At 75.2% G+C, this 25,415-nt stretch carries 26 protein-coding genes and 3 tRNA genes; 15 read left to right on the plus strand and 14 right to left on the minus strand.

From position 1 onward, the window contains the following. Nucleotides 1-240, plus strand: coding sequence for a DUF6458 family protein (locus tag ACFYOS_RS15140; RefSeq protein ID WP_387140724.1), 240 nt, complete (start codon nt 1-3; stop codon nt 238-240). A gap of 87 nt (nt 241-327) precedes the next feature. On the opposite strand, the gene ACFYOS_RS15145 is transcribed toward ACFYOS_RS15140, so the two are convergent. Beyond that, nucleotides 328-1,146, minus strand: coding sequence for an isocitrate lyase/phosphoenolpyruvate mutase family protein (locus tag ACFYOS_RS15145; protein ID WP_387140727.1), 819 nt, complete (start codon nt 1,144-1,146; stop codon nt 328-330). Between the two features lie 69 nt (nt 1,147-1,215). On the opposite strand from ACFYOS_RS15145, the gene ACFYOS_RS15150 reads away from it, so the two are divergent. Beyond that, a complete protein-coding gene (locus ACFYOS_RS15150; RefSeq protein ID WP_387140729.1) occupies nt 1,216-2,196 on the plus strand; it encodes a helix-turn-helix domain-containing protein in 981 nt (326 codons plus the stop codon). Between the two features lie 73 nt (nt 2,197-2,269). Here ACFYOS_RS15150 and ACFYOS_RS15155 read toward each other — a convergent pair. The 3 genes from ACFYOS_RS15155 to ACFYOS_RS15165 all read right to left on the minus strand — a co-directional run bounded on the left by ACFYOS_RS15155 (nt 2,270) and on the right by ACFYOS_RS15165 (nt 2,535). Then, nucleotides 2,270-2,344 (minus strand) — tRNA-Val (locus tag ACFYOS_RS15155). A gap of 13 nt (nt 2,345-2,357) precedes the next feature. Beyond that, nucleotides 2,358-2,428 (minus strand) — tRNA-Cys (locus ACFYOS_RS15160). 34 nt (nt 2,429-2,462) lie between these two features. Beyond that, nucleotides 2,463-2,535 (minus strand) — tRNA-Gly (locus ACFYOS_RS15165). 266 nt (nt 2,536-2,801) lie between these two features. On the opposite strand from ACFYOS_RS15165, the gene ACFYOS_RS15170 reads away from it, so the two are divergent. Further along, entirely contained in the window at nt 2,802-3,404 is a 603-nt protein-coding gene (locus ACFYOS_RS15170) for a TetR/AcrR family transcriptional regulator (protein WP_387140732.1), read from the plus strand. Nucleotides 3,405-3,448: 44 nt separating this feature from the next. On the opposite strand, the gene ACFYOS_RS15175 is transcribed toward ACFYOS_RS15170, so the two are convergent. After that, on the minus strand, nt 3,449-4,303 hold the full coding sequence (locus ACFYOS_RS15175; protein ID WP_387140735.1) for a hypothetical protein: 855 nt from the start codon (nt 4,301-4,303) through the stop codon (nt 3,449-3,451). Nucleotides 4,304-4,502: 199 nt separating this feature from the next. Here ACFYOS_RS15175 and ACFYOS_RS15180 point away from each other — a divergent pair, with 199 nt between their 5' ends. The 4 genes from ACFYOS_RS15180 (at nt 4,503) to ACFYOS_RS15195 (ending at nt 8,167) form a co-directional block, all read left to right on the plus strand. After that, entirely contained in the window at nt 4,503-5,171 is a 669-nt protein-coding gene (locus ACFYOS_RS15180; protein WP_387140737.1) for a class I SAM-dependent methyltransferase, read from the plus strand. 9 nt (nt 5,172-5,180) lie between these two features. Continuing rightward, complete coding sequence (locus tag ACFYOS_RS15185) at nt 5,181-6,344, plus strand: cytochrome P450 (protein ID WP_387140740.1); 1,164 nt, start codon at nt 5,181-5,183, stop codon at nt 6,342-6,344. A gap of 69 nt (nt 6,345-6,413) precedes the next feature. After that, the gene (locus tag ACFYOS_RS15190; RefSeq protein WP_387140743.1) at nt 6,414-7,349 is read left to right on the plus strand and encodes an ABC transporter ATP-binding protein; all 936 of its coding nucleotides are present in this window, start codon (nt 6,414-6,416) and stop codon (nt 7,347-7,349) included. Beyond that, nucleotides 7,346-8,167 carry an ABC transporter permease gene (locus ACFYOS_RS15195; protein WP_387140746.1) on the plus strand — a complete coding sequence of 274 codons (822 nt, stop codon included), beginning with the start codon at nt 7,346-7,348 and terminating at the stop codon, nt 8,165-8,167. The genes ACFYOS_RS15190 and ACFYOS_RS15195 overlap by 4 nt, the downstream gene beginning before the upstream one ends. A gap of 16 nt (nt 8,168-8,183) precedes the next feature. Here the strand turns inward: ACFYOS_RS15195 and ACFYOS_RS15200 are convergent, their stop codons facing one another. From ACFYOS_RS15200 to ACFYOS_RS15215, 4 genes are read right to left on the minus strand one after another with little or no spacing between them, the layout of a single operon-like run. After that, a complete protein-coding gene (locus tag ACFYOS_RS15200) occupies nt 8,184-8,861 on the minus strand; it encodes a response regulator (protein ID WP_387140749.1) in 678 nt (225 codons plus the stop codon). Then, nucleotides 8,858-10,480, minus strand: coding sequence for a sensor histidine kinase (locus tag ACFYOS_RS15205; protein ID WP_387140752.1), 1,623 nt, complete (start codon nt 10,478-10,480; stop codon nt 8,858-8,860). Before ACFYOS_RS15205 ends, ACFYOS_RS15200 begins: the two co-directional genes overlap by 4 nt. Before the next feature lie 54 nt (nt 10,481-10,534). Beyond that, nucleotides 10,535-11,263, minus strand: coding sequence for a dethiobiotin synthase (gene bioD, locus ACFYOS_RS15210; protein ID WP_387140755.1), 729 nt, complete (start codon nt 11,261-11,263; stop codon nt 10,535-10,537). Then, the gene (locus tag ACFYOS_RS15215) at nt 11,260-12,456 is read right to left on the minus strand and encodes an 8-amino-7-oxononanoate synthase (RefSeq protein ID WP_387140758.1); all 1,197 of its coding nucleotides are present in this window, start codon (nt 12,454-12,456) and stop codon (nt 11,260-11,262) included. Before ACFYOS_RS15215 ends, bioD begins: the two co-directional genes overlap by 4 nt. 179 nt (nt 12,457-12,635) lie before the next feature. Between ACFYOS_RS15215 and bioB the strand changes: the two genes are divergently transcribed. Genes bioB through ACFYOS_RS15230 form a run of 3 tightly spaced genes read left to right on the plus strand, consistent with a single transcriptional unit; the run spans nt 12,636 to nt 14,387 of the window. Continuing rightward, nucleotides 12,636-13,631, plus strand: a complete 996-nt coding sequence (gene bioB / locus ACFYOS_RS15220; protein ID WP_387140761.1) for a biotin synthase BioB — start codon at nt 12,636-12,638, stop codon at nt 13,629-13,631. Between the two features lie 30 nt (nt 13,632-13,661). Further along, the gene (locus ACFYOS_RS15225; RefSeq protein WP_387141079.1) at nt 13,662-13,877 is read left to right on the plus strand and encodes a hypothetical protein; all 216 of its coding nucleotides are present in this window, start codon (nt 13,662-13,664) and stop codon (nt 13,875-13,877) included. A 3-nt stretch (nt 13,878-13,880) separates the two neighbouring features. Beyond that, nucleotides 13,881-14,387, plus strand: coding sequence for a GNAT family N-acetyltransferase (locus ACFYOS_RS15230; protein WP_387140765.1), 507 nt, complete (start codon nt 13,881-13,883; stop codon nt 14,385-14,387). 35 nt (nt 14,388-14,422) lie between these two features. On the opposite strand, the gene ACFYOS_RS15235 is transcribed toward ACFYOS_RS15230, so the two are convergent. Then, entirely contained in the window at nt 14,423-14,974 is a 552-nt protein-coding gene (locus ACFYOS_RS15235) for a DUF488 family protein (RefSeq protein WP_387140768.1), read from the minus strand. A 256-nt stretch (nt 14,975-15,230) separates the two neighbouring features. Here ACFYOS_RS15235 and ACFYOS_RS15240 point away from each other — a divergent pair, with 256 nt between their 5' ends. After that, nucleotides 15,231-16,448 (plus strand): YbfB/YjiJ family MFS transporter, encoded by a 1,218-nt coding sequence (locus ACFYOS_RS15240; protein WP_387140770.1) that lies wholly within the window; start codon nt 15,231-15,233, stop codon nt 16,446-16,448. Nucleotides 16,449-16,536: 88 nt separating this feature from the next. Here ACFYOS_RS15240 and ACFYOS_RS15245 read toward each other — a convergent pair whose 3' ends face one another. Continuing rightward, nucleotides 16,537-17,523: a GlxA family transcriptional regulator gene (locus ACFYOS_RS15245; RefSeq protein ID WP_387140773.1), complete on the minus strand. Its 987-nt coding sequence runs from the start codon at nt 17,521-17,523 to the stop codon at nt 16,537-16,539. Nucleotides 17,524-17,777: 254 nt separating this feature from the next. Here ACFYOS_RS15245 and ACFYOS_RS15250 point away from each other — a divergent pair, with 254 nt between their 5' ends. The 3 genes from ACFYOS_RS15250 (at nt 17,778) to ACFYOS_RS15260 (ending at nt 20,983) form a co-directional block, all read left to right on the plus strand. Further along, a complete protein-coding gene (locus ACFYOS_RS15250; protein ID WP_387140776.1) occupies nt 17,778-18,515 on the plus strand; it encodes a hypothetical protein in 738 nt (245 codons plus the stop codon). A 100-nt stretch (nt 18,516-18,615) separates the two neighbouring features. After that, complete coding sequence (locus ACFYOS_RS15255; protein ID WP_387140778.1) at nt 18,616-19,140, plus strand: isochorismatase family protein; 525 nt, start codon at nt 18,616-18,618, stop codon at nt 19,138-19,140. A 277-nt stretch (nt 19,141-19,417) separates the two neighbouring features. Continuing rightward, nucleotides 19,418-20,983 (plus strand): aldehyde dehydrogenase family protein, encoded by a 1,566-nt coding sequence (locus tag ACFYOS_RS15260; RefSeq protein WP_387140781.1) that lies wholly within the window; start codon nt 19,418-19,420, stop codon nt 20,981-20,983. 242 nt (nt 20,984-21,225) lie between these two features. On the opposite strand, the gene ACFYOS_RS15265 is transcribed toward ACFYOS_RS15260, so the two are convergent. After that, nucleotides 21,226-22,320 carry a GNAT family N-acetyltransferase gene (locus ACFYOS_RS15265; protein WP_387140784.1) on the minus strand — a complete coding sequence of 365 codons (1,095 nt, stop codon included), beginning with the start codon at nt 22,318-22,320 and terminating at the stop codon, nt 21,226-21,228. An 81-nt stretch (nt 22,321-22,401) separates the two neighbouring features. Continuing rightward, the gene (locus ACFYOS_RS15270; RefSeq protein ID WP_387140787.1) at nt 22,402-23,106 is read right to left on the minus strand and encodes an amino acid-binding protein; all 705 of its coding nucleotides are present in this window, start codon (nt 23,104-23,106) and stop codon (nt 22,402-22,404) included. Nucleotides 23,107-23,256: 150 nt separating this feature from the next. On the opposite strand from ACFYOS_RS15270, the gene ACFYOS_RS15275 reads away from it, so the two are divergent. After that, entirely contained in the window at nt 23,257-24,333 is a 1,077-nt protein-coding gene (locus tag ACFYOS_RS15275) for a phosphotransferase family protein (protein WP_387140790.1), read from the plus strand. Nucleotides 24,334-24,370: 37 nt separating this feature from the next. On the opposite strand, the gene ACFYOS_RS15280 is transcribed toward ACFYOS_RS15275, so the two are convergent. Further along, nucleotides 24,371-25,414 (minus strand): LacI family DNA-binding transcriptional regulator, encoded by a 1,044-nt coding sequence (locus ACFYOS_RS15280; protein ID WP_387140793.1) that lies wholly within the window; start codon nt 25,412-25,414, stop codon nt 24,371-24,373. Between the last annotated feature and the right edge of the window lies 1 nt (nt 25,415).

The following is a 25,415-nucleotide window of genomic DNA, read 5'->3' on the forward strand; positions in this document are numbered from 1 at the left end:
ATGGGAATCGGTACCAGCATCTTCCTGATCGCGGTCGGCGCGATCCTCACCTTCGCGATGAACGCCAGCATCGGCGGGGTCAACCTGGACGTCGTCGGCTGGATCCTGATGGCGGCCGGCGCACTCGGCCTGATCATGTTCACGCTCGTCTGGGGCCGCCGGCGCGAGGTGGTCACCACCACCGACCCGGTGGAGTACCGGCGAGTCGAGGAGCGACGGGACGTGGCCCCGCCGCTGTGACGCACGCGTACCGGGGCCGCCGGAGCTGATCGGTCCCGCTGAGCCACGAACGGGGGTGCCCACCGGCACCCCCGTTCGGCCTACCGGTCAGCGGCGCATCAGCTCGTTCAACGCGCCGTAGTCATAGGCGCCGGCCAGCGCGCCGTACGTCCCGGCGGTCAACGCCTCCTCCGCGGCCCGGCGGGCCACCGCGTACGCGGCCTCGGCGACCGAGGAGCCGAGGCTGACCCGGGCCACCCCCAGCTTCGCCAACTCCGGCACGGACGGGCCGCCCGGCCCAGCGAGGACGTTCAATGGGGCCGGGATCGCCGCCACCAGCGCGGCCACCGTCTCCGGGTCGACCGTGCCCGGCACGAACACCCCGTCGGCGCCCGCGGCCAGGTAGGCCTCGGCCCGGCCCACGGTCTCCCGGACCCCGCCGGCACCCCGCAGGAACGTGTCGACGCGCGCGTTGACGTACAGCGGAATCCCGGCCCGGTCGGCGGCGGACCGCACGGCGGCCAGCCGGGCGCACTGGTCCTCGACGGTACGCAGCGGCTCGCCCCCGCCGTGCCGGGCGTCCTCGATGTTGACCCCGACGGCGCCGGCCGCGAGCACCGCGGCGATCGTGGCACCGACCTCGTCAGCGGTGTCGCCGTAGCCGGATTCGATGTCGGCGGTGACGGGCAGCGGCACCGCCTCGACGACCCGCCGGACCAGGTCGACGGCGGCCTCGCGGCCGAGCGCGTCGCCGTCGGGGGCGCCGAGACTCCAGGCCACGCCCGCGCTGGTGGTGGCGACCGCGCGGGCGCCGGCGGCGGCGACGATCCGCGCGCTCGCCGCGTCCCAGGCGTTGACCAGGACCAGCGGCTCGCCGGGTACGTGCAGGGAACGGAAGTGCAGGGTTCGGGTGTGGTGATCGTTCACCCGGCCAGTCTGGGTCGGCGCGGCCCGTCGCCATAATGTTTCAGTCCTAGCTGAAACGAGGGGGGCGGCGTGGTCGCGATCGGGCTGTCGGCGGGCGCCGTGGCGCGGGTCCGCTTCGCGCTCTCCTGCCTGTGGGAGGTCGTGGCCAGCGTGCGGGTGCTCCGCGACCCGGGCCAGCACGCGATCCACCTGCCCTGGGTGAACCGGGTCCGGCCACGCCTGGCCGAGGCGGGGCTGCTCGACCCGGACGCCGGCCTGCTCCGGCACCTCGTCCCGCCCGCGCCGGGCTACCTGGCCGACTTCCTCACCCCGCCGCCCGCGGGCCTGACCTCCGACCTGGCTGAGGAACTGGCGGTCCTGCGCGCCACCCCGCCCGGGACCGTCCGCGCTCAACTGGACCTCTATCCCGGCCCCCGGCCACCGGCGCTGACCGCCCTGTACGCCGATCCCGAGCAGGGGCTGCACCGACTCGCCGAGGAGATCGGAGCGTACTGGCGGCTGGCCCTTGCCGGCGACTGGCCCCGGATCCGGGCGGTGCTCGACGCGGAGGTGTTCCGGCGGGCCCGCCGGCTGGCCGAGGACGGCGCGGCGGGGCTGCTCAACGACCTGCACGAGCGGGTCCGCTGGGAGGGCGACGCGCTGCTGATCAGCCAGCGCCACTGCGCGGCCCCGGAGGTGCCGGACGGCGCCGGGCTGGTCCTGGTGCCCTCGGTCTTCGTCTGGCCGTCGGTGCTCAGCATCGCGGCCGGGGACGTGTCGCAACTGGCGTACCCGGCCCGGGGTGTCGGTGCGCTGTGGGAGTGCCCGAGGACCGCGCCGGACGCACTGGGCGCGGTGCTCGGGCGGGGCCGGGCGCGCCTGCTCGCGGAACTCGACACGCCGCGGTCGACCACGGAACTGGCCCGGCGGACGGGCCTGTCCCCGGCCGGGGTGTCGCAGCATCTCACCGTGTTGCGCGCGGCGGGCCTGGTGGTGACGCACCGGCAGGGCCGGTCGTTGCTGAGCAGCCGGACGGCCGTCGCCGAGGCGCTGTTGACCGCCGCCGCCTGAGGGCAGGCACCGGCGGGAGAAACAGAAAGGCTCGTCACCGGTGTCCGGTGACGAGCCTTTCTGTTCATCCACGTGGTGGGCGATACTGGGTTTGAACCAGTGACCTCTTCCGTGTCAAGGAAGCGCGCTCCCACTGCGCCAATCGCCCTCGTCTACTGCCGAGGTGGAGACGGGATTTGAACCCGTGTACACGGCTTTGCAGGCCGTTGCCTCGCCTCTCGGCCACTCCACCGAGGTTGCCCCCGACATGCGTGGCGGCATCTCCGAGCGGACGACGGGATTCGAACCCGCGACCCTCACCTTGGCAAGGTGATGCGCTACCAGCTGCGCTACGTCCGCGTGCCCCGGTGTTTCCCGGTGACGGATGAGAACTTTAGCCGAGCCCGGGAAGGGTTGCCAAATCGGGGTCCCTTTCCGGCACGTTCGGGTGACGGCCGACCCATCGCCTGAAGCTTCCTAGGACCTGAGTGGGCGGCGTTTGGGGCGGTCGATGCGGCGGGGGTGGCGGACGCACCCGGCGGGAGAGTCCAATTTCTGACCGTCGATCCCCGACCAGTCGCTTCAGTAACTCCCCGTGGCCGGTCGGATAGGCTACGGTAGCGACCGTGACGAGACGCACTGCCGAAATCCGCCTGGATGCCCTGTTGCGTACAGCTTGCGACGTCATCGCGGAGCGTGGCCTCGCCAACACCCGGACGGCCGACGTGGCAGCGGCCGCCGGGGTCAGCCAGGCCCTGGTCTTCTACCACTTCGCCACCCGGGACCGGATGCTCGCGCAGGCCTTCGCATACGCCGTCGAGCAGGACCTGGCCCGGCTCGACACGGTGGTCTGCTCCGCCGCCCCACCACTGGCCAAGCTGCGCCGGATGCTCCGCCTCTACGCCCCGACCGGCCGGCCGACCTCGTGGTCCATCTGGATCGACGGTTGGGCCGAGTCGCTGCGCACCCCCGAGCTGGAGAAGTTCTCCCGCCGGCTCGACCTGCGCGGGCGCCAGGATCTCGGCGCGGTCATCTCCGCCGGGGTGGCCGACGGCACCTTCGACTGTCCCGACCCGGCGGGCGCGGCGTGGCGGATCAGCGCGGTGATGGACGGCCTCGCCGTGCAGCTCTCGGTGCACGAGCGGGTGATCACCCGACGGCAGATCGCCGAGTGGATCCGGCTCGTCGCCGCCCGGGAGCTGGGCCTGGAGCCGGCCCAGCTCCACTGAGTGCGGCCGGCCGGGTGGACGTTTATCGCCGGCATCCGGGGCGGCTACCGCCACCGGGACCGCGCGGGCCGCCGCCCGTACCCCAGGCCCGGTTCGTCCGGCGACACCGCCGGGACCGGGCGCAGCAGGCGCCGCATCCGCAGCAGCAGCCCGGCGCCGAGGAAGAGCAGCAGGCCACCGAGGAGGAAGGCCGCCTGGACCACCCCGAACCCGCCGAAGGCGGAGACGGGTCGGCCGGCCGCACCGGGCGGCGGCGGCTCGGCCACCGCCTCATCGCCCGGCGTGGCGCTGGCCGCCGGCTCCTCGGTGGCCCGCTCGTCCGTCGCCGGGTCGGTCGGCCCGGCGCTGTGCTCCGTCGGCTCCGGCGCCGCCCCGGTCGAGTCGGTCGCCGCGTCCTCCCCCACCACCTGCCGGGTGGCGGTCTGCCGGGCCAGCAGGCGCAGGTCCTGGTCGTACGCCTCGGCGGCGAAGCTCACCCGACCCCGGGCGACGTCCTCGGCGAACGCCACCCGGTAGCGGGCGGTGACCGTCCGGCCGGAACAGAGCACGCCCGGATCCAGGTCCCGGTCGGTCAGCCGGGCGACGTCCCCCTCGGTCCGGATCTCCAGGGGGAAGGAGCCGCTCTCCTCCACCCGGTCCACCGTCACCTGGTCCAGCCGCAGGCCCTGCACCCGCAGCAGCATCGACCAGCGCACCTTGACGCAGCCGCCGCCGTCGGACCGGGACACCACCGCGGCGAGCGTCGCCACCCGGTCGCCGGCGGTGAACTCGTCCGGCAGGCCGCTCAGCTCGGTGGAGAAGGCGGCCGCCGCCCGGGCCGGCACGGTGGTGCCGACCCCCGCTCCGGACAGACAGGTCAGCACCACCCCGACCCGCACCGCGTACCGCCACACGCTCACCACCGCCTCGTCCGCCCGTCGGTCCCGTCCACTCGGCAACGCTATGAGCGCCACCGGCAAGCCGGTAGACGGGCGTGTTCGCACGGAACGCCAACCGCGGGGGGCCTTTTCACGCGCAGTGGTGAACCGGTCACGCCGGCCCCGTGACACGCCCGGGATCGCCGGCGGACCACGTCGCGGCGTACGACAGAATCAGCGGGTGTCCGACCTGTCCGCCGCCTTCGTCCGGCTGCACGCCCGGCTCACCCCGGTCGCCTTCGTCCCCGAGGTGCGGCTGCACCAGGCCGACGAGCCGATCGGCCTCTGGGAGCTGACCGAGGGCGAGTTCCGCAGTGCCCAGCCGCCGCCGTTCTGGGCCTTCGCCTGGGCCGGCGGGCAGGCGCTCGCCCGTTACGTCACCGACCACCCGGAGCTGGTCGCCGGCCGCCGGGTGCTCGACCTCGCCTCCGGCTCCGGGCTGGTCGCCATCGCCGCCGCCCGGGCCGGCGCGGCTGCCGTCCGGGCGGTCGAGGTGGACGAGCGGGCGGTCGCGGCCGTCGCGCTCAACGCCGGGGCCAACGGGGTACGCGTCGACGCCGAGTTCGGCGACATCCTCGACGGCGACGCCGGGGAGGCCGAGGTGGTGCTCGCCGGGGACGTCTTCTACAGCGAGGCGATGGCGAAGCGGATGCTGCGCTTCCTGCTCCGGGCCGCCCGGTCCGGGGCCCGGGTGCTGGTCGGCGACCCCGGGCGGGCGTTCCTGCCCCGCGACCGCTTCCACGAGCTGGCCGGGTACGACGTGCCGGTGCCGGAGGCGCTGGAGAGCGTACGGGTGAAGCACACCACGGTGTGGGAGCTGGACCCGGCCCCGCCGGGGGCGGCCCGTTAGCGTGACGCCGTGCTGTTCCGGGGCTGGGGGGAGTCCGTCGACGGGCCGTGGCCCGACGCGGCGACCGTGGTCGACCACGTCGGGGTGCCGCACCTGGTGGTGACCCGGCACGCCCTGGTCCGCCGGCTGCTCACCGACCCGGAGACCTTCCGGCCGGACAACGCCCTGGACGCGGTGACCCCGATCCCGGTGGCCGCCCTGCGGGTCCTGGCCGGGCACCGGTTCCGGCTGCCCCCGACCCTCGCCAACAACTCCTCCGCCAGCCACCCGGAGATCCGCGCCATCGTCGCCGAGGCGCTGCACCCCGAGCGGGTGGCCGCCCAGCAGCCCTGGCTGACCGATCTGGTCCGGCACCGGGTGACCCGGCTGGCCGCCGCCCTCGACGCGGGCCGGCCGGTCGACCTGTACGCCGAACTCGCCGCCGACCTGCCGCTGCTGGTGCTGGCCCGGCTGGTCGAGCTTCCGGACGCGCCGGTCGACGCGGTCAAGGACTTCGCCCGGGCCGCCCTGGAGCTGTTCTGGGCGCCGCTCGACGAGTCCCGGCAGGTCGCCCTCGCCGCCGAGGTCGGCCGGTTCCACACGGTGCTGCGCGCGTTCGCGGCCACCGGCGGCGGGCTGGCCGCCCGGCTGCGGGCCGCCGGGCACTCCCCCGACGTGGTCGTCGGGGCGCTCTTCTTCCTGCTGGTCGCCGGCCAGGAGACCACCTCGCAGTTCCTCACCCTGCTGCTGCACCGGCTCACCGGCGAACCGCGGGTCCGCGCCGGGCTGCGCGCGGGCGGGGTCGCGGTCGCCGACGTGGTCGAGGAGGGGCTGCGGCTGGAACCGCCGATCGTCACCTGGCGGCGGGTGGCCGCGGTGGACACCACGCTCGGCGACACCGCCGTCCCGGCCGGCACCAGCATCGTGGCCTGGCTGGCCCGGGCCGGCCGCGACCCCGAGGTGGTGGCCGCGCCGGACGAGTTCCGGCCCGGGCAGCGCGGATCCCGCCGGCACCTGGCCTTCGGGGCGGGGGCGCACCGCTGCGTAGGGGCGCAACTGGCCCGGATGGAGGCGGCGGTGGTGGTCGCCGAGGCGGCGCCGCTGCTCGACCGGGTGACCGTGGTCCGCCCGCCGTGGTGCCCGGACAACCTGACCTTCCGGATGCCGGACGCCTTCGTGATCCGCCGGGACTGACGAAAGTCAGGTCGGGCCGCCGCCGTTCGACGGCGGTGCGCCGCCCCGCCCGCTGCCTACCGTCGGCGCATGATCACACTACGTGGGTTGACGAAACGGTTCGGGACGGCGACCGCGGTCGACGACCTGACCCTCGACATCGGACCGGGGCAGGTCACCGGCTTCCTCGGCCCCAACGGCGCGGGCAAGTCCACCACCATGCGGATGGTGCTCGGGCTGGACCGGCCCACCGCCGGGCGGGCCCTGGTCAACGGCCGCCCGTACCGGGAGCTGCGGCACCCGCTGCACGAGGTGGGCGCGTTGCTCGACGCCACCGGCATCCACCCTACCCGCTCAGGGCGGGCGCACCTGCAGGCGATGGCCCGCAGCAACGGCATTCCCGCGCACCGGGTGGACGAGGTGCTCGACCTGGTCGGCCTGGACGGGCGCGCCGCCGGCAAGCCGGGACGCGCGCTGTCGCTGGGCATGGGACAGCGGCTCGGCATCGCCGGCGCGCTGCTCGGCGACCCGCCGGTGCTGCTCCTCGACGAGCCGGTCAACGGCCTCGACCCGGACGGGGTGCGGTGGATCCGCCGGTTCACCCGGGGTCTCGCCGACGAGGGCCGCACCGTGCTGATCTCCAGCCACCTGATGAGCGAGATGCAGCAGACCGCCGACCGGGTGGTGGTGCTGGGCCGGGGCCGGCTGATCGCCGACGCGCCGCTGGACGAGCTGATCGCGGCCAGTCCGGCCACGTCGGTCCGGGTACGCGGCCCGGAGCCGGCCGGCCTCGCCGCGCTCGGCGCGCGGTTGACCGCCGAGGGGGCGACCGTGACCCCGGACGGCGGGGACGGGTTGACCGTAACCGGCGCCTCCGCCGCCCGGGTCGGCGACTTCGCGTACGAGCTGGAGGTGCGGGTGCACGAGCTGACCCCGGTGGCCGCCTCGCTGGAGGAGGCGTTCCTGGAACTCACCGCCGCCAGCGTCGAGTACGCCGCCGGCCCGACCGGAAGCGAGGCCCGATGACCGCCCTGCCCACCGTCATCCCCACCCGGCGCGCGTCCCGGCCCGCCCCGACCACCGGCCCGTTCACCGGGGCGGTGGCCGCCGAGTGGACCAAGCTCTGGTCGGTCCGGTCCACCTGGTGGACCCTGCTGGCGGCGGCGCTGACCATGGCCGCCACCGCCGCCCAGCTCGCCATCTACGCCGTCAACGCCAACGCCGACGACGACCCGACGGTCGATCCCGGCATCGTCCCGGTCGGCGAGATCGTCACCGGCTCCCTGGAACTGACCCAGTACGTCGTCCTCGCCCTCGGGCTGTTCGCGATCACCAGCGAGTACGCCACCGGCACCATCCGGACGACGCTGCGCTGCACCCCGTCCCGGGGCCGGGTGCTGCTGGCCAAGGCAACCGTGGTCGGCGGGGTGACGTTCCTGGTCGGGCTGCTGCTCGGCGGCGCGGGCGCGGCGGTGGCCCGGCCGGTGCTGGGCGAGTGGGGACGCGCCCCGCTCGGCGACACCCTGACCGACGTGGCCGCCTCGGCCGGCTACCTGGCGTTGGTGGGGGTGCTCGCGCTGGGCCTGGCGGCGGCGCTGCGCGGCGCGGTGCTCACCCTGACCGTGCTCTTCGCCCTGCTGATGATCGTGCCGCTGTCGCTGCAGGAACCGGGGATCACGGTGCTCACCCGGATCGCCGACGCGTTCCCCGGGGTCGCCGGCAACCACTTCCTGGCCGGGGACACCGAACCGTACCCGGCGGTGGTGGGGCTGCTGCTGCTCGCCGGTTGGGCGGGCGTCGCCCTGACCCTCGGCCGGTGGGCGCTGCGCCGCCGGGACGCCTGAGCCGGAGCGGGGCTGGTCAGCCGGTGGGCGGGACCAGCCCCGCCTCGTACGCGAGGATCGCCGCCTGCACCCGGTTGCGCACGTCGAGCCGGGTGAAGATGCTGGTCAGGTAGCTCTTCACGGTGCCCTCGACGAGGTGCAGCCGGCGGCCGATCTCGGCGTTGGACAGTCCCGCCCCAACCAGCGCCAGCACCTCCCGCTCCCGGTCGGTGAGCCCGGCGAGCCGGTCCCGGGCGTACGGCTCCCGGGCCATCCGCCCGCCGCTCAGTTCGATCACCCGGCGCGCCACCCGCGGCGACAGGTACGCCCCGCCGTCGGCGACCGCCCGGATCCCGGCGAGCAATTCCCGGGGATCGCCCGACTTGAGCAGGAAGCCGCTCGCGCCGTGGCCGAGCGCCCGGGCGATCAGGTCGTCCTCGCCGAACGTGGTGAGCATGACCGTGGCGGTCTCCGGCACCAGGCGCCGGATCTCCGCCGCCGCGCTCAGCCCGTCCCACCGGGGCATCCGGATGTCGAGCAGTGCCACCCGGGGTCGGTGGGCCCGGACCAACTCCACGGCCCCCCGGCCGTCACCGGCCTCGCCGACCACCTCGATCCCGGGATCGGCCGCCAGGATGGCCCGCACCCCGGCACGGACCATCGCCTCGTCGTCGGCGAGCACCACCCGCAGGGGGCACCCGTGGTCGTCGGTCACCGCGCGATCCGCTCCTTGCTGACCAGCCGGCCGTCGGAGAAGCAGAGCCGCCAGGTCGGCTCGGCGAAGGGGAAGTTGCCGTCGGTGTAGTACTCGCAGCCCGCCGGGCCGTCGGCCGTCGGCGGTGTCGCCTGCCGCCGGGGCAGCCCGAGGCCGTCGCGCGCAACACCGACGCGCAGCCGCTCGTAGCCGGCGCGGTCGAGCACCGCTCCCGCCGTGGCGAGGGGGTAGTAGACCAGGGCGAGCACGAGCCCGAGGACGGCCGGCGCGCCGAACGCCACCAGCAGGCTCCGCCGGACCCGCCGCCGGGCGTCCCGCAGCCGGCGGGCCGCCTCGGCGGGGCGGTCGTTCGCTGCCGGGTCGGGCCAGCCGGAGACCGGTTCGGCCAACGCCGGACCGGCCGCTGTCGGGTCGGGCCCCGCCACACCGGACAGCGCCGCGTCCGGACCGGGGCGCCCAGCCGCGCCGACCGTCGGGTCAGCGGTCAGCGGCAGTCGGGCGGACACCAGGAAACCGCTGCCGCGGGGACCCGCGTCGAACGTCCCGCCCGCGAGACGGACCCGCTCCCGCAGGGCGAGCAGGCCGGAGCCGTGCGACGCCGGACCCGGCAGCGGCCCGGTCGGCGAGGCCGCGTTCACCACGCTGACGCACACCTCGCCGCCGGGGCGGTCGACGGTGACGGTCACCGGGGCGCCGGGCGCGTACCGGGCGGCGTTGGTCAGCGCCTCGCGGACCACCCGGTGCACGGCGTGCGCGGTGAGCGGGGGCAGGTCGGCGCCGGGACCGGCGCGCAGCTCGACCGCCATCCCGGCATCCCGGGCCCCTGCCACCAGTTCCGCCACGGTCTCGTCGGCCGGTCGCGGGGAGCCGGCGGGCTCCTCGCGGAGCACGCCGATGATCCCGTGCAGCCGCTCGGTCGCCGCGGCCACGCTGGCCCGCAGCTCGCCGGCCGCGGCCCGGTGGGTGGGAGCCAGGTCGATCGCCAGTTCCAGCGCGGCGGCGCGCAGCGCGATCAGGCTCAGCTCGTGGCCCAGCGAGTCGTGCATCTCCTCGGCGATCCGGGCCCGCTCCCGCAGCCGGATCCGGTCCGCCGCGCCGGTCCGCTCCCGGGCCACCGCCTCGGCGTGCCGCCGCTCGGCGTCGGCGAGGGCCTCCTGCTGCCGCCGGTGCCGTCCGAGCAGCCACGGGAACACCCCGGCGACGAGCAGCACCGACGCGAGCAGGAACCAGGTCGCCGGCCCGGTGCCGAGCAGCCCGAGGTTGAGCGCGGTCCCGGCGACCGCGATCACGCCGAAGACCACCGCCACCCGGCCGGTGCCGGTGCTGCGCCGCCCGGCGAGGTAGCTGAACACCGGGATGGCGAAGACGAAGTTGCCGTCGAGCAGCGAGCCGAGCACCACCGCGACCAGCGCGGCGAGGGGCAGCCGGCGGCCGACCGCGACCGCGAGGGCGAGCAGGGCCAGCGACCCGACGAGCAGCGGCACCGCGTACCGCGGCCAGGGCGGGGTGAACCCGGCGTACGCCACCGGCGCGGAGACCGCGGCCCACAGCAGCAGGTCGGCGACCCGTCGCCGGCCCGTCGAGCCCTCCGGGTCCGGTCCCCACCACCGCGCTTCCACGCCGGTCACGCTACCCACGGCGGCCGGGGCCGGACACCGACGAAAGTCAGGTGCTCAGCTGACGTCCTCGGCCCAGGCCCGCCAGTCGTCCAGCACTCCGTACAGGGCGGGGGTGAGCCAGCCGGAGGCGGACCGCCGGAACACCCCGGGGTCCATCGCGCCGGCCCCCGTCGGCACCGCGCCGAGCAGGTTCGGCACCAGGTCGGACAGGTTGAGCCAGTGCACCAGCTCCGGCTCGGCCGGCCAGGCGCCGATGACCACGCCCGCCGGGATCGCCCGCCGTTCCAGGGCCTCCAGGGTGAGCGCGGTGTGGTTCAGCGTGCCGAGGCCGGCGCGGGCCACCACCACGGCCGGGGCGCCCAGCGACACCGCCAGGTCGGCCATCGTCCAGGGCTCGCCCGACGGCCGCAGCCCCATCGGGACGAGCAGCCCGCCGGCCCCCTCCACGAGGACCAGGTCGTGCTTGTCGATCTCCTCGCGGATCGCGTCGACGGCGGTGTAGAGCTCCAGCGGTTCCAGCTCGGCGACCCGGGCCGCGGCCAGCGGGGCGAGCGGGTCCGGGTAGCTGGCCAGGGTCCGGCCGGTGAGCGGGGCGGCCAACCGGGTGACCGAGTCGACGTCGCCGGGCTCGCCGGTGGCCGTACCGGTCTGGCCGGGCTTGACCACCGCGACCCGCAGCCCGGCGGCCTGCGCCGCGGCCGCGATCGCCGCCGTCACCACGGTCTTGCCGACCTCGGTGTCCGTGCCGGTCACCAGCACCGGCCCGGTCCAGCCACCCGTCATGAGCCCTCCTTCGTTCGCGACTGCGGGGCTCGCAAGCCCGGCTCACTCCTCGCGCTCACGGGTGCACACTCCAGGATCACGTCGAGGGCCCGTTCGAAATCCTGCCCCGCCACACCGGCGCTGATGGTCAACCGGAGCCGGGACCGGCTGTCCGGGGTGGACGGCGGCCGGAAGCAGCCCACCGCGACCCCGCGGTCCCGGCAGTCGGCCGCCCAGGCGGTCGCCGCCTCCGGACCGGGCGCGGTCACCGAGACCACCGCCGCGTCGGGGGCGGAGACCTCCAGTCCCGCCGCGCCCAGCCGGCGCACCGCGAGGGCGGCCCGCTCGGCCAGCTCGGCGCGCAGCTCGTCGCCGGCCCGGGCCAGCCGCACCGCGGCCAGCACGCCGGCCGCGACCGCCGGCGGCAGGGCGGTGTCGAAGATGAACGTCCGGCCGGTCTCCACCAGGTGCCGGACGTACTCGGCCGGCGCGGCCACCACACCACCGGCCCCGCCGAGCGCCTTGGAGAGGGTGGCGGTGACCACCACGTCCGGCTCGCCGGCCAGGCCGGCCGCGGCCACCCCACCGGCGCCGTCGGGACCGGTGACGCCGAGCGCGTGCGCGTCGTCCACCAGCAGCAGCGCGCCGTGGCGGCGGGCGACGGCGTGCAGCGCGGCGAGGGGGGCGAGGTCGCCGTCGACGGAGAAGACCGATTCCGTGACCACCACCGCGGGCCGGCCGGGTGCGGCGGCCAGCGCGGCGGCCACCGCGTCGACGTCGGCGTGCGGGGTCACCACGGTCTCGGCGCCGGAGATCCGGCACCCGTCGATCAGCGAGGCATGGTTGTGGGCGTCGGAGACGAGCAGCGTCCGCGGCTGCACCAGGCCACGGACCGCGGCCAGGTTGGCCAGGTAGCCGGAGGAGAAGACCAGCGCCCGGTCGGTGCCGAGCCAGTCGGCGAGGGCGTCCTCCAGCGCGTGGTGCAGGTCGGTGGAGCCGCGCACCAGCCGGGATCCGGTGGCCCCCAGCCCGTACCCGGACAGGGCCCGCGCGGCGGCGGCGGTGACCTCCGGGTGGGTGGCCAGGCCGAGGTAGTCGTTGCCGGCCAGGTCGACCACGGCGTCGCCGGCGGCGCGCGGACGCAGCGTGCGGGTGAGCCCCGCCCTGGCCCGCAGCTCGGCGCGGCGGTCCAGGGCCGCCAGCCAGTCCGCCACCGTCACGTCCCTTCCCGCCGACAACTCGCCCCCTCGGGGCGCTTCCGCCGGGCGAAGTTACCACCCGGCCGGGCGGGCCCGGCGTGGCGCGGTCCGGCTCGCCGGGGCAGCCGCGTCGCTGCTCGGAGCACCGGACGCGGCCGTTTTCCGCCCCGGGGCGGCCTTGTAGGGTACGAGCCATGCCAGAGATCCTCGACCAGGCCCGGACCCAGGTGCTCGAGAACGGCGTCGGCCTCGACGAGGCCGGTGTCCGCGCCGTGCTGAACCTGCCCGACGAGCACGTCCCCGCCGCCCTCCAGCTCGCCCACGAGGTGCGGATGCGCTGGTGCGGCCCGGAGGTCGAGGTCGAAGGCATCGTCTCGCTGAAGACCGGTGGCTGCCCCGAGGACTGCCACTTCTGCTCGCAGTCCGGCCTGTTCACCTCGCCGGTCCGCTCGGTCTGGCTGGACATCCCGGCGCTGGTCGAGGCGGCGAAGCAGACCGCGGCGACCGGGGCGACCGAGTTCTGCATCGTGGCCGCGGTGCGCGGCCCGGACGCCCGACTGATGAAGCAGATGCGCGACGGCGTGGCCGCCATCAAGGCCGAGGTCGACATCCAGGTCGCCGCGTCACTGGGCATGCTCACCCAGGAGCAGGTCGACGAGCTGGTCGACATGGGCGTGCACCGCTACAACCACAACCTGGAGACCTGCCGCTCCTACTTCCCGAACGTGGTCACCACGCACTCGTGGGAGGAGCGCTGGCAGACCTTGAAGATGGTCCGCGAGTCCGGCATGGAGGTCTGCTGCGGCGGCATCCTCGGCCTCGGCGAGACGGTGGAGCAGCGGGCCGAGTTCGCCGCGCAGCTCGCCGAGCTGGACCCGCACGAGGTCCCACTGAACTTCCTCAACCCGCGCCCGGGCACCCCGCTGGCCGACCGTCCGGTGGTGGAGGGCAAGGACGCGCTGCGGGCCATCGCCGCGTTCCGGCTGGCCATGCCGCGCACCATCCTCCGGTACGCGGGCGGCCGGGAGATCACCCTGGGCGACCTGGGCACCCGGGACGGCCTGCTCGGCGGCATCAACGCGGTCATCGTCGGCAACTACCTGACCACGCTGGGCCGGCCGGCGACCGACGACCTGAAGCTGCTCGACGACCTGAAGATGCCGGTGAAGGCGCTTTCGGCGACGCTCTGAGACGGACCTGGTGAGGACGACGTGACCGAGCTGGTCGAGTCCGCGGTGCCGGCCGGTGCCGCGGCCCCACGCTGGTGCGACCGCTGCGGTGAGGATGCGGCGGCCGGCGGGCACGAAGGGTGCGCCGCGGCCCGGGCGCTGGAGCCGCCGCGCTACTGCGCGCACTGCCGGCGCCGGATGAAGGTGCAGGTGCTGCCGGTCGGCTGGTCGGCGGTCTGCGTCGAGCACGGCGAGATCCGGGGCTGACCCGTGCTGCAGGGGCGGACGGTGACGCTGCGACCGGCGACGGACGCGGACGTGCCGGCCCTCACGGCCATCCGGGCCACCCCGGAGGTGCGGCGCTGGTGGCGCGGCGGCGACGACCTGGCCGAGGCGGTCCGCGCCGACCTCGCCGACGACGAACTGACCGTGTACGCCATCGAACACGACGGCCGGGTCGTCGGGGCGATCCAGTGGTACGCCGAGACCGACCCGGACTACCGGCACGCCAGCCTGGACATCTTCCTCGACCCGGCGGTACGCGGCGCCGGCCGCGGCGGGGACGCCATCCGCACCCTGGCCCGGCACCTGATCGACGAGTACGGCCACCACCGGTTCACCATCGACCCGGCGGCAGCGAACACCGCGGCGATCCGCGCGTACGCGAAGGTGGGCTTCCGTCCGGTCGGCATCATGCGCCGCTACGAGCGCGGCGCGGACGGCCGCTGGCACGACGCCCTCCTGATGGACCTCCTGGCCGACGAACTGCCCGACTGACCCGACCAGCCGTCGGCTGTGCTCGGCTCGGACGGTCAGCCGTCTGCTGTGCCCGGCTCGGACGGGCGGGCGTCCCAGAGCAGGTGGCCGTCAGGGAGTCGGCGGGCGCCCTCGGCGGGGCGGTGCGGGCTGAGCCGGCCGTCGGGCATGAGGTGCCGCACCGGGACGGCGCGCCCGAGCACCGTCACGTCGGCGATCAGCCGCCGGTGGCAGCGCCACCAGACGCTCTCGCTGCACATCACCGCGGTGGTCCGCCACGCCGCGTCGGCGAGCAGCGCGTCGAGTGCCGCGTCGAAGTCGGCGGTCCGGGTGTACGCGGCGTACGCGCGAAATGCCGCGACCGTCCACCAGGTGTCCGGCTGCGGCTCCCCGGCGCGGACGTGGCGGCGGCCGCCGAGGCGGTGCTCCCAGCGATAGTCGACGCCCGCCGCCGGCAGCCAGCGTTCGAGTGCTTCGCGCCGGACGTCCGGGTTGGCCCGGCTGGCCGGGTACCGCCGCACGTCGACGACCAGCGCCACCCCCGCCCCGCCCAGCAACTCCCCCAACCGCTCCCGGTCGGCGGCCCCGTGTCCCACCGTCAGCAACACGCACTCGACTTGCCCACAACCGTGGCCAACTACCGCTTTCCGCGAAATCGGCCAGTACCACCCGTCGCCGGGAGCGCGACGCGGGCGGCCGCCGACCAGACGAATTCTCCCATCAATCCCCATTTCCACCAAAACGCCGGCAGGTGGTGATGTCCCGATCCGAGGGCAGTGTGTCCTTCCGGACGGCCATCGCCCCCGAGCCGCTGCAGGTTCCCCCTCTCAGTGGGCCGACGAGCCCGCCGACTGAGGAGGAACCATGTCCCAGAATTCACGCCGACGCGAGGCGTTGATCGCGCTGGGCCTGGCCGCCGGCCCGGTGGTCGCGCTCGGCTTCACCCGCTTCGCGTACGCCCTGCTGCTGCCCGCCATGCGCGGCGACCTGCACTGGACGTACGCCCAAGCCGGCGGCCTGAACACCGCGAACGCCGCCGGTTACGTGATCGGCGCCGGAACGGCGGTGTTCTGGGCCCGTCGGCTCGGCGACCGGGCCGCCTTCGCGGGCACCCTCGCCGTCAGCGCGCTCGCCCTGCTGCTCACCGCGACCACCGCGGCCTATCCCGTGCTGAGCCTGCTGCGGTTCGTCGGCGGGCTGAGCACGGCGGTCTCCTTCGTGCTCGGCTCGGCGCTCGCCGCCCGGGTCACCGCCGGTGGTGGGCAGCGCCGGGCCGCGCTGCTGGTCGCCCTCTACATGGCCGGGGTCGGCATCGGCGTGGTGCTGTCCGGACTCCTGGTGCCGGCGGCGCTCACGGTGGCCGGGGACGCCGGCTGGCGCGCAGGTTGGTTGCTGCTCGGACTCGTCGCGGTGCTCGCGGTCGGGCCGGCCCTGCTCGCCGTCCGGCGGGTGCCACCGGTGTCGGGGACGACCAGCACTCGGCTGGCCCGGACCGACCTGGCCCGGCTCGCCCCGACCTTCGCCTGGTACGTCCTGTTCGGCGCCGGCTACGTCAGCTACATGACCTTCGTTGTCGCGCTGCTCCGCGACCAGGGACTCGGCACCCCGGGCGTCGCCACCTTCTTCGTGGTGCTCGGTATCGCCTCGGCGCTGGCCACGCTCACGGTGTGGGGACGGGTGATCGGGCGGCTGCCCGGCGGCCGGGCGCCCGCGCTGGTCTCGGTGCTGGTGCTGGTCGGTGTGCTGCCGGTGCTGCTGCTGCCGGCCGGGCTGCCCGCGGCGCTGGTGTCGGCGGTGGTCTTCGGCAGTTCGTTCATGGCCGGCCCGACGGCGGCCACCGTGCTCGCCCGCCGGGCCCTGCCGGCCGGCGGCTGGACCGCCGGCATCGCCCTGCTCACCGTGGCCTTCTCGGTCGGTCAGGCGGTCGGCCCGCTGATCTCGGGCGCGCTGTCGGACTCCGGTGGCGTCGCGGTGGGGCTCTGGCTCTCGGTCGCCCTCCTCGCCGTAGCCGGCCTGGTCGCCCTGCGCCAGCGGGACATCGTGCCGGCCGAGGTTCCGCGACCCGTCCTCGCCCCGCGCTGACCGGACCCCGTCCCGCCCCGGTCCGGGGCCTGCCGTGCGGCGCCGACCCCGCCGGCACGACCGGCCCCGGTACGGGCGGGCGGGGCGATCAGCGGCCGGAGTTGATCCCGGTGGTGCGGAAGCGGGAGCGGTAGGCGCCAGGAGTGACGCCGAGTTCGCGAAGGAAGGCGCGGCGCATCGTCTCCGGCGAGCCGAAGCCGACCCGGCGGGCCACCACGTCGAGGGTTTCGCCGCCCCGCTCCAGCCGGTCCTGGGCCGCCTCCACCCGGATCCGGTCCAGGTACACCGCCGGCGTGATGCCCAACTCGGTACGGAACAACCGGCCCAGGTGCCGCACGCTCACTCCGGCCAGCGCCGCCAGGCCGGCCAGGTCGTACGGCCGGGCCGGGTCGGCGGCCACCGTGTCCAGCACCCGGCGTAGCAGGTCGTTACGGGTACTCGCCGTGTTGGTCCGCACGCTGAACTGGGACTGCCCGCCCGGGCGTTGCATGAAGACCACGAGGTGCCGGGCCACCGCCCGGGCCGTCTCCGGGCCGAGGTCCGCCTCGACCAGCGCCAGGGTCAGGTCGATGCCGGCGGTGATCCCGGCCGAGGTGATGATCCGGCCATCGACGATGAAGATCGGGTCCGGGTCGACGGTGACCGTCGGGAAGTGCGCGGCGAGCTGGTCGGCCAGGTCCCAGTGCGTGGTCACCCGGCGGCCATCGAGCAGGCCCGCGGCGGCCAGCGGGAACGCCCCGGCGCAGACGGACGCGGTCCGGGCGGACCCGGCGGCCAGCCGGCGGATCTGATCCAGTAGTGCGTGGTCGTCCGCCGCGGCCTGCCAGTCCGGCGCGCCGGGCACGATCAGCGTGCCCACCGGGCCGGTCACCTCAACCAGCGCCAGGTCGACTCCGAGCCGGGCACCAGCGCTGCTCACCACGTCCCGCCCGTCCAGCGAGGCGAGCAGCGGCCGGTACGACCCGCCGTGCTCGTTGGCTACGGTGAGCACCTCCAACGGCCCGGTGACGTCGAGGAGCCGTATCCCGTCGTAGACGACGAAGAGCACGGTGTCACTGCGCCCCGGGGCCCGCACGGGTCGAGCTTAGCCAGCCGGGCGGGCGGGGCGGAGTCGTTCCGTGGCCGCCGCCGGAGCGGTGCACGGACAGCCGAAGCGCCAAAGCCCCGTTCCGCGTTACGCCGACACGCCCTGGAGTTGGCTGAATCACGCTCGATTTCTCTGACACTGTGGCCATATCGTTGCAGCTCAGGCCGAACGTCCGATGTCGCCGGTGGTGGCCTGCTATGCGATCATGTGCCGTCGCCTATCCCGCACTCGGAGGATTCCCCATGCCACAGCGTCGGCACGTGGCGCGCGCCGCCCTCACCGCAGCCGCCGCCACTGCCTGCCTCGCTCTCGGTAGTCCCGCTTTCGCCGACCCGCCCGGCGCGAACGGCACCGTCAAGATCGACGGGCCTGCGTACCAGGAGGACAACCGGAACGAGCCGCACGTCACCTGCGAGTTCCAGGTCGAGTTCTTCAACTTCGACAAGGACGAGCACGCGACCCTCATCTTCGAGGCCTGGCCGCCGTCCGCCCCGGACTTCCACGAGGTCAAGCGGGTGGAGAACGTGCTGGTGAGCAACGACAAGGCCAGCGGTGGCTCGTACCGCAACGACCCGGACGAGGTCTTCCGGTTCTCCGCCGCCGACCTGAACCTCACGGCGGCGATGGCCCACCCGAAGCAGGGCTACCACATCAAGCTGACCGTCGACCGGCAGAACCACCCGGAGTGGACCGAGAAGCACAAGGTCTTCTGGCTGCGGCCGTGCGGCTCGTCCGAGTCGCCGACGCCGACCCCGTCGACGCCGGGCGGCTCGGAGACCCCGGGCGGCCCGGGCAACTCGTCGGGCACCCCGTCGCCGGGCTCCTCGGCGGGTGGCGGTGGCGGTGGGGGCGGTGGCAGCCTGCCGATCACCGGCGTGGCCGCGACCAGCACCGCGCTCACCGGCCTCGCCCTGATCGGTGGCGGTGTCGCCCTGACGGTGCTGCGGCGCCGCCGGGACAAGATCCGCTTCACCAGCTGACCCTCGGGCCAGCCGGGAACCGGCCGTCGGACCTCCGTCCGGCGGCCGGTTCCGCATCTCGGGACCTCGGTGTCGCCGCGCCTCCGATACGATCTTGAACGTGGACGCTCTCGACCCGACCCGCACCGCCGTCGTCCTGATCGACCTCCAGCGTCGCATCGTGGACCTGCCCACCGCCCCGCACACCGGCCCCGAGGTGGTCGAGCGCTGTCTCGCGCTCGCCGACGCGGCCCGCGCCACCGGGGCCACCGTCGTGGTGGTCCGCGTCGACCGGCCCGGCGCCGACCCGCAACCCGAGGGGAGCGAACTGCTGCCCGAGGTCTGCCCGCGCGCCGGCGACCTGGCGATCGTCAAGCACAGCTGGGGCGCCTTCCACGAGACCGGGCTGGACGCCGCGCTGCGCGAGCGGGGCGTGGACACCCTCGTCATCGGCGGGCTGGCCACCAACTTCGGGGTCGAGCAGACCGCCCGGATCGGCGACGAGATCGGCTACCGGGTGGTCCTGCCGCACGACGCGATGTCCGGACTGGACGGGTACGCCCACGAGTTCGCGGTCGACTACGTCTTCCGGCGACTCGGCACCGTCTGCACCACTGCGGAGGCGATCGCCGCGCTGCGCGGTTGAACCGACCGGCGGGCTGACCCGTACCGACGGGTAACCCGGTCGATGTCGCCCGGAGCTGGATCACATTATCGACTATCTTCAATTGGACGCCGGCGTACTCCCGGGTCGGAGCCGGTGATGCACGGTCGCGACGTCGCGCGGCCGGGCCAACCGGCGGGCCTGGTGTCCTGGCATACGAGCGTACGGTTGCCCGCGCGCTCGGCCACGCGGGACAGTACCCGACACCAGCGGTGCCATCGACGCCGCCGCTCCCCCGGACAACCCTGAGGAGAACTCGATGGCTCTCAGACTCGCCGACGGCACCTCCTGGTCCGACACGCTCGCCCGCGCGGTGTCCGCCGCGCCGGAGGCCTTCGGCACGACACCCGACGGCGCCGCCACCCTGCACAACCTGATCCAGGGCGAGTGGCGGGGCGTCGGCACGCCGACCCCGGTGCGCACGCCGGTCGACAACACCGTCCTGGTGCACCTGGCCCGCCTCGACGCGGACGCGGCGCGCGGCGCCGTCGCGTACGCCGCCACCAGCCACCGGGACTGGGCGCAGACCCCGCTCGCCGAACGCAAGGCCCGGGTCACCGCGGCGCTCGACGCGCTCACCGCCCACCGCGACCTGCTCGCCATGCTGCTGGTCTGGGAGATCGGCAAGCCGTGGCGGCTGGCCTGCGCCGACGTCGACCGGGCGCTGGACGGCGTGCGCTGGTACGTGCAGGAGATCGACCGGATGCTCGCCGACGGCCGGGAGGCACTGCCCGGCCCGGTCAGCAACATCGCCTCCTGGAACTACCCGATGAGCGTGCTGGTGCACGCCGAACTGGTCCAACTGCTCGCCGGCAACGCGGTCATCGCCAAGACCCCGTCCCAGGGCGGCGCGGTCTGCCTCACCGTCGCACACGCGCTGATGCGCCGCGCCGGGCTGCCCGCCACCCTGCTCTCCGGCAGCGGCGAGGAGCTCTCCGAGGTGCTGGTCCGTGCCGCGGAGATCGGCGCGGTGGCATTCGTCGGCGGCCGCTCCAACGGCGGCAAGGTGGCCGCCGCGCTGCTGGACTCCGACAAGCGGCACTTCATCGAGCAGGAGGGCCTCAACGCCTGGGGCATCTGGAACTTCTCCCGGTGGGACCTGCTCGCCGCGCACCTGAAGAAGGGCTTCGAGTACGGCAAGCAGCGCTGCACCGCGTACCCCCGGTTCGTGGTCCAACGGGACCTGGTCGACGAGTTCCTCGACATGTACCTGCCGGTGGTGCGTTCGGTCCGCTTCGGACACCCGCTCGCCGTCGGCGACGACTGGTCCGCCGGTGACCCGCTGCCCGAGCTGGACTTCGGCCCGCTGATCAGCGCGGCCAAGGCCGACGAGCTGCGCCGCAAGGTCGACGAGGCGGTACGCGGCGGCGCCGTGCCGCTGCACCGGGGCAAGCTCGACGGCGCGCCGTTCCTCGACGGGCAGGACACGTCCGCGTACGTGGCGCCGGCCGTGCTGCTCGCCCCGCCCGGCCGGTCCCGGCTGATGCACGCCGAGCCGTTCGGCCCGGTCGACACCATCGTCGTGGTGGACACCACCGACGAGCTGCTGGCCCAGATGAACGCCTCCAACGGCGCCCTGGTCGCCTCCCTCGCCTGCGACGACGAGGAGCTGGCCGGCAAGCTCGCGGTCGACCTGCAGGCATTCAAGGTGGGCATCAACAAGCCCCGCTCCCGGGGCGACCGGGAGGAGCCGTTCGGTGGCCGGGGCGCCTCCTGGAAGGGCGCGTTCGTCGGCGGCGACCTGCTGGTGCAGGCGGTCACCGTGGGCGGCGACGGCCGGCTCTACGGCAACTTCCCGGACTACAGCAGCTACCCGACGACCTGAGCGGCCCGGCCGGAGCCGGGCGGAGGATTTCCCCCGCGTCCACCTCGACCCGGTCCCGGGGCGGTACCCGGACACGGACAGGGCCCCCGCACCGGGGGCCCTGCCGGGTCACCGTCCCCCGCACCGGAGGTCGGCCACGTGGCGCCGGGTCCGCCCCGGCGCCGGTGCCGGACGCCCGCCGGTCGTCGTCGGCGTGCCGCGCCGTTGCGGCACGGGACGCGTCGCGGCGGGCGCCCGTCGGGTCAGTGCGCCCGGTGCGACCGGGCGGCCGGGGCGGCCGGGGCGGCCCGCCGGGACGGGCCGACCCGGCGGACGGCCAACGGCAGCGTCACGGTCAGCACGCTGCCGTCCCGCTCCACCGACGTCGGCCGCCGAAGCCCGCGTACCGTGCGCAGCATCGGCGCGTTCTCCGCCTGCACGTACAGCTCGACGGCGGCGTAGTCGACCCGCTCGGCGTGCCCGAGCAGCCGCCGCAGCAGCGCCGAGCCGAGGCCGCGCCGCTGCCAGTCGTCCCGGACCAGCAGCGCCGCCTCCGCCTCGTCCCCCTCACCGAGCAGGTTGGCCATCGCCACGACCGGCGCCGACGCCCCGCCGCAGCCGGCCGTGGCGATCAGGGTGAGCCCCCGCGCCGGCTCCAGCAGCCGGCGCAGCCGGGCCGGCGACGGCAGGGCCGCCCCGCTGAGGTACCGCCGCCGGCGGCTGCGGGCCGAGCAGCTCTCGTGCAGCTCCACCAGCCCGGACACGTCGTCCACGGTCGCCGACCGGACCTGCACCTCGGCCGCGTCGGGCAGCACCAGGGTGACCCGGTCGGTGTCCCGGCGGGCGACGGCCGCGGCCAGCTCGACCAGGGCCTGGGCCCGGGCGTACTCGGCCGGGGTGAAGCTCGGCTCCTGCCGGCACAGCTCGTACGGGCCGCCGGACGGGTCGGCCAGCAGCATCGTCGTGGCACCCACCCCGCCGAGCGGACCGGCCGACGCCGGCCGCCAGGTCACCGCGTCCGCGCCGAGCAGGGTGCGCAGCGCCTCCCCGGTCGCATCCGGGTCGCGGGCCAGCCGGGTGGCCAGACCGAGCACCCGGGTGGGCTGGTCGGCCAGCCCGCGCGCCTCGCTGCGCGCGACCCACCAGTCCCGGCCCCGGCCCCGCTCGACGGCAGCCCGCAGGTCGGCCTCGGTGAGCTGGTCGGGCGCGTCGACGAGGAAGTCGTCGACGGCACCCACCTCGGTGGTGTGCACCTGGACGGTGAGGATGTTGACCCCGCGCAACGCGAGGCTCGCGGTGAGGACCGACAGGTAACCCGGCCGGTCGTCCACGGTGGCTCGGATTCGCCACAGCGCCATGGTTCGCTCCCTTCCTCACCCTCGACCCTGCCGGCCGGCTGTTGCGATGCCGTTGCCCGACGGTGACACGGCGGGAACCGGTCAGGTGATGGTCGTCACCGACGGGGCGCCGACCAGGTCCAGCCGGTCGCCGAGGATCACCGCGCCGGCCCGGACCAGCTGGGCCAGTCGGTCCACCTCGGTGGAGTGGAACGCGGCGGCGGCGAGGGGCTCGGTGTGGTCCCGCGCCACCACCAGCACCAGCCCGGCGCGGCCGAACGGGGCGACCGCGTAGTGGTGCCCCTCGGGGCTGGTCATCGCCCGGGCCCGCAGCGGGGTCACCTCCGGCAGCCGGGGCGGGACCGGGGCGCGCCAGCTCGCGTGCCCGACGGTGGCCTCGCCCGCGCCGCCGCTGCGCGCGGCCCAGTCCAGGGGTACGACCGCGGCCACCGCCCAGTCGGCGGCGAGCAGCCCGGGCACCGCGTCGACCAGGGTGGCGACCCCGTCGGTCGGGTTCGCCGCGACCTGGGCGAGCAGCTCCGCGTCCTGGCCGGTGGTGGTCGGCGCGCCGATCGCCCGCCACACCCCGTCCACCCGTACGCCGGGGATCGCGGCCAGGCCGGCGAGCAGGCGTTCCACCCGCGCCGCGCCCGGCCACACCACGGTGAAGTCGTCCACCGCCCGGCCGCCGAGCCGCTCCAACACGACCACCTGGACGATGTCGGCGCCGGAGACGCCGAGGGTGCGGGCCACCTGGCCGAGGGTGCCGGGTCGGTCCGGCAGGGTCACCCGAACTCTCAGCAGCATGTCTGGTCCCTCCGCTCGGCGGGCCGGCCGGGGCGGCCGGCAGGCTGGGCCCCAGCCTGCCGGTTGACCATTTCGCCGCTGTTGCAGTGCCATGTCCGCCCGGAAAATCCGACCTTGACAAGAAAGCTGAGCTGCCGATCAACTATCCGGATGACCGATCCGGCCGTCGACGCGCCAGGGAACCCGACCGGTTCGGCCCCGCGCGGGCTCGACCTCGACCGGCTGGGCGCCTACCTCGCCGCGCACCGGCCCGAGCTGGCCGCCGGGCCGCTGTCGGCGCGGCTGATCGCCGGGGGCAGGTCCAACCTGACGTACCTGCTGCGCTGCGGCGACCGCGAGCTGGTGCTGCGCCGGCCGCCGCTCGGACACGTGCTGGCCACCGCGCACGACATGGCCCGCGAGCATCGGGTGATCTCCGCGCTCGCCCCGACCGACGTGCCGGTCCCCGACGCGCTGCTGCTCTGCCCCGACGAGGACGTGATCGGCGCGCCGTTCTACCTGATGGAGAAGGTCGACGGCGAGGTCTACCGGAGCCGGTCGCAGACCGACCCGCTCACCGCCGGGCAGCGGCGCGAGCTGGCCATGGCGATGATGGACACCCTCGCCGCGCTGCACATGGTCGAGCCGGCCGCGGTCGGGCTGGCCGACTTCGGCCGCCCCGAGGGCTACCTGGCCCGGCAGGTACGCCGCTGGGCCGGCCAGCTCGACCGCTCGCGCAGCCGCCCGCTGCCGGGCATCGACGAGCTGCGCGACGCGCTCGCCGCCAGCGTGCCGGAGGGCGCGAACGCCGGGCGGATCGTGCACGGCGACTACCGGCTGGACAACCTCCTCGCCGCGGTCGAGCCGGTGGCCGTCCGGGCCGTGCTGGACTGGGAGATGGCCACCCTCGGCGACCCCCTCGCCGACCTGGGGCTGCTGCTGACGTACTGGAGCGTGCTCGGCGACAGCGAGCTGGCCGACGGCAACCCGGTGGCCGACGGCCTCGGCCCCCGGGCCGGCTTCCCGAGCGGCGCCGAGCTGATCGACCGGTACGCCGCCCGCAGCGACGTCGACGTCGGGCCGCTGCACTGGCACGTGGCGCTCGGCTGCTTCAAGCTCGCGGTGATCTGCGAGGGCATCCACTACCGGCACACCCTCGGCCAGACGCTCGGCCCGGGCTTCGACCGGATCGGCGGGATGGTCGCGCCGCTGGTCGAGCACGGTCTGCGCGCGGTCCGGGAGAAGTGACCCACCTCGCCCAGCGGGCCGCTGCGCACGCCCCCGGTCAGGCGGAGGCGCGGTGGATGAGTCTGGTGTCCAGCACAACGTGCGGGCTGACCTCGTCGCCGCGGATGCGGGAGACCAGCAGGCTGGCCATCTGCCGGCCCATCTCCTCCACCGGCTGGAAGACCGTGGTCAGCGGCGGCTCGGCCTGCCGGGCGATGGGGGCGTCGTCGAAGCCGACCACCGCCACGTCCTCGGGCACCCGGCGGCCGGCCTCGCGGAGCGTCCGCAGGGCGCCGAAGGCCATCAGGTCGGAGGCGACGAAAGCGGCGTCCAGGTCGGGGCGGACCTCGAGCAGCCGGCGCATGCCGGCGCTGCCGCTGCCCTCGCTGAAATCCCCGTACGCGATCAGGTCCGGGTCGGGGTTGCCGCCCGCGGCCCGGACGGCCTCCTGGTAGCCGGACAACCGGGCCAGGCCGGCGCCCATGTCCTGTGGGCCGGCGATGGTGGCGATCCGCCGCCGGCCGAGGGCGAAGAGGTGCTCCACCGCCTGCCGGGCGCCGCCGACGTTGTCCACGTCGACGAACCAGGCGGGCTGGGCGTCCGGGTGCAGCATCCGGGCCGGCCGGCCGCCGAGCACCGTGGGCAGGCCGCGCTCCTGCAGCAGCGTGGGCAGCGGGTCCGCGTCGTGCAGCGAGAGCAGCAGGACGCCGTCGACGTGCTGGTTGGTCAGGTGGTGCTCGACCCGTTCCCGCTCGATCGGCGACTGCACCATGGCCAGCCAGAGCTGCATCGGGGTCTCCAGTAGCCCGGAGCTGACGCCCCGGACGATGGCCGCGAAGAACGGCTCGGTGAAGACCCGCTCCCCCGACTCGGAGACCACCAGCGCCACCGAGTCGGTCCGCTGGGTGACCAGCGCCCGGGCGGCCCGGTTGGGCACGTACCCCAGCTCGGCGATCGCCGCCTGGACGGCCGCCCGGGCCTCCGGGCTGACCTGGGGCGAGCCGTTGACCACGCGGGAGACCGTGCCGCGCCCCACGCCGGCGCGGGCGGCGACCGCGTCGAGGGTCGGGCGCCCGAGCGACCGGGTGCGCTGCGTTGTCATC

Source organism: Micromonospora sp. NPDC005806, from assembly GCF_042871425.1.
Classification (GTDB): Bacteria; Actinomycetota; Actinomycetes; order Mycobacteriales; family Micromonosporaceae; genus Micromonospora.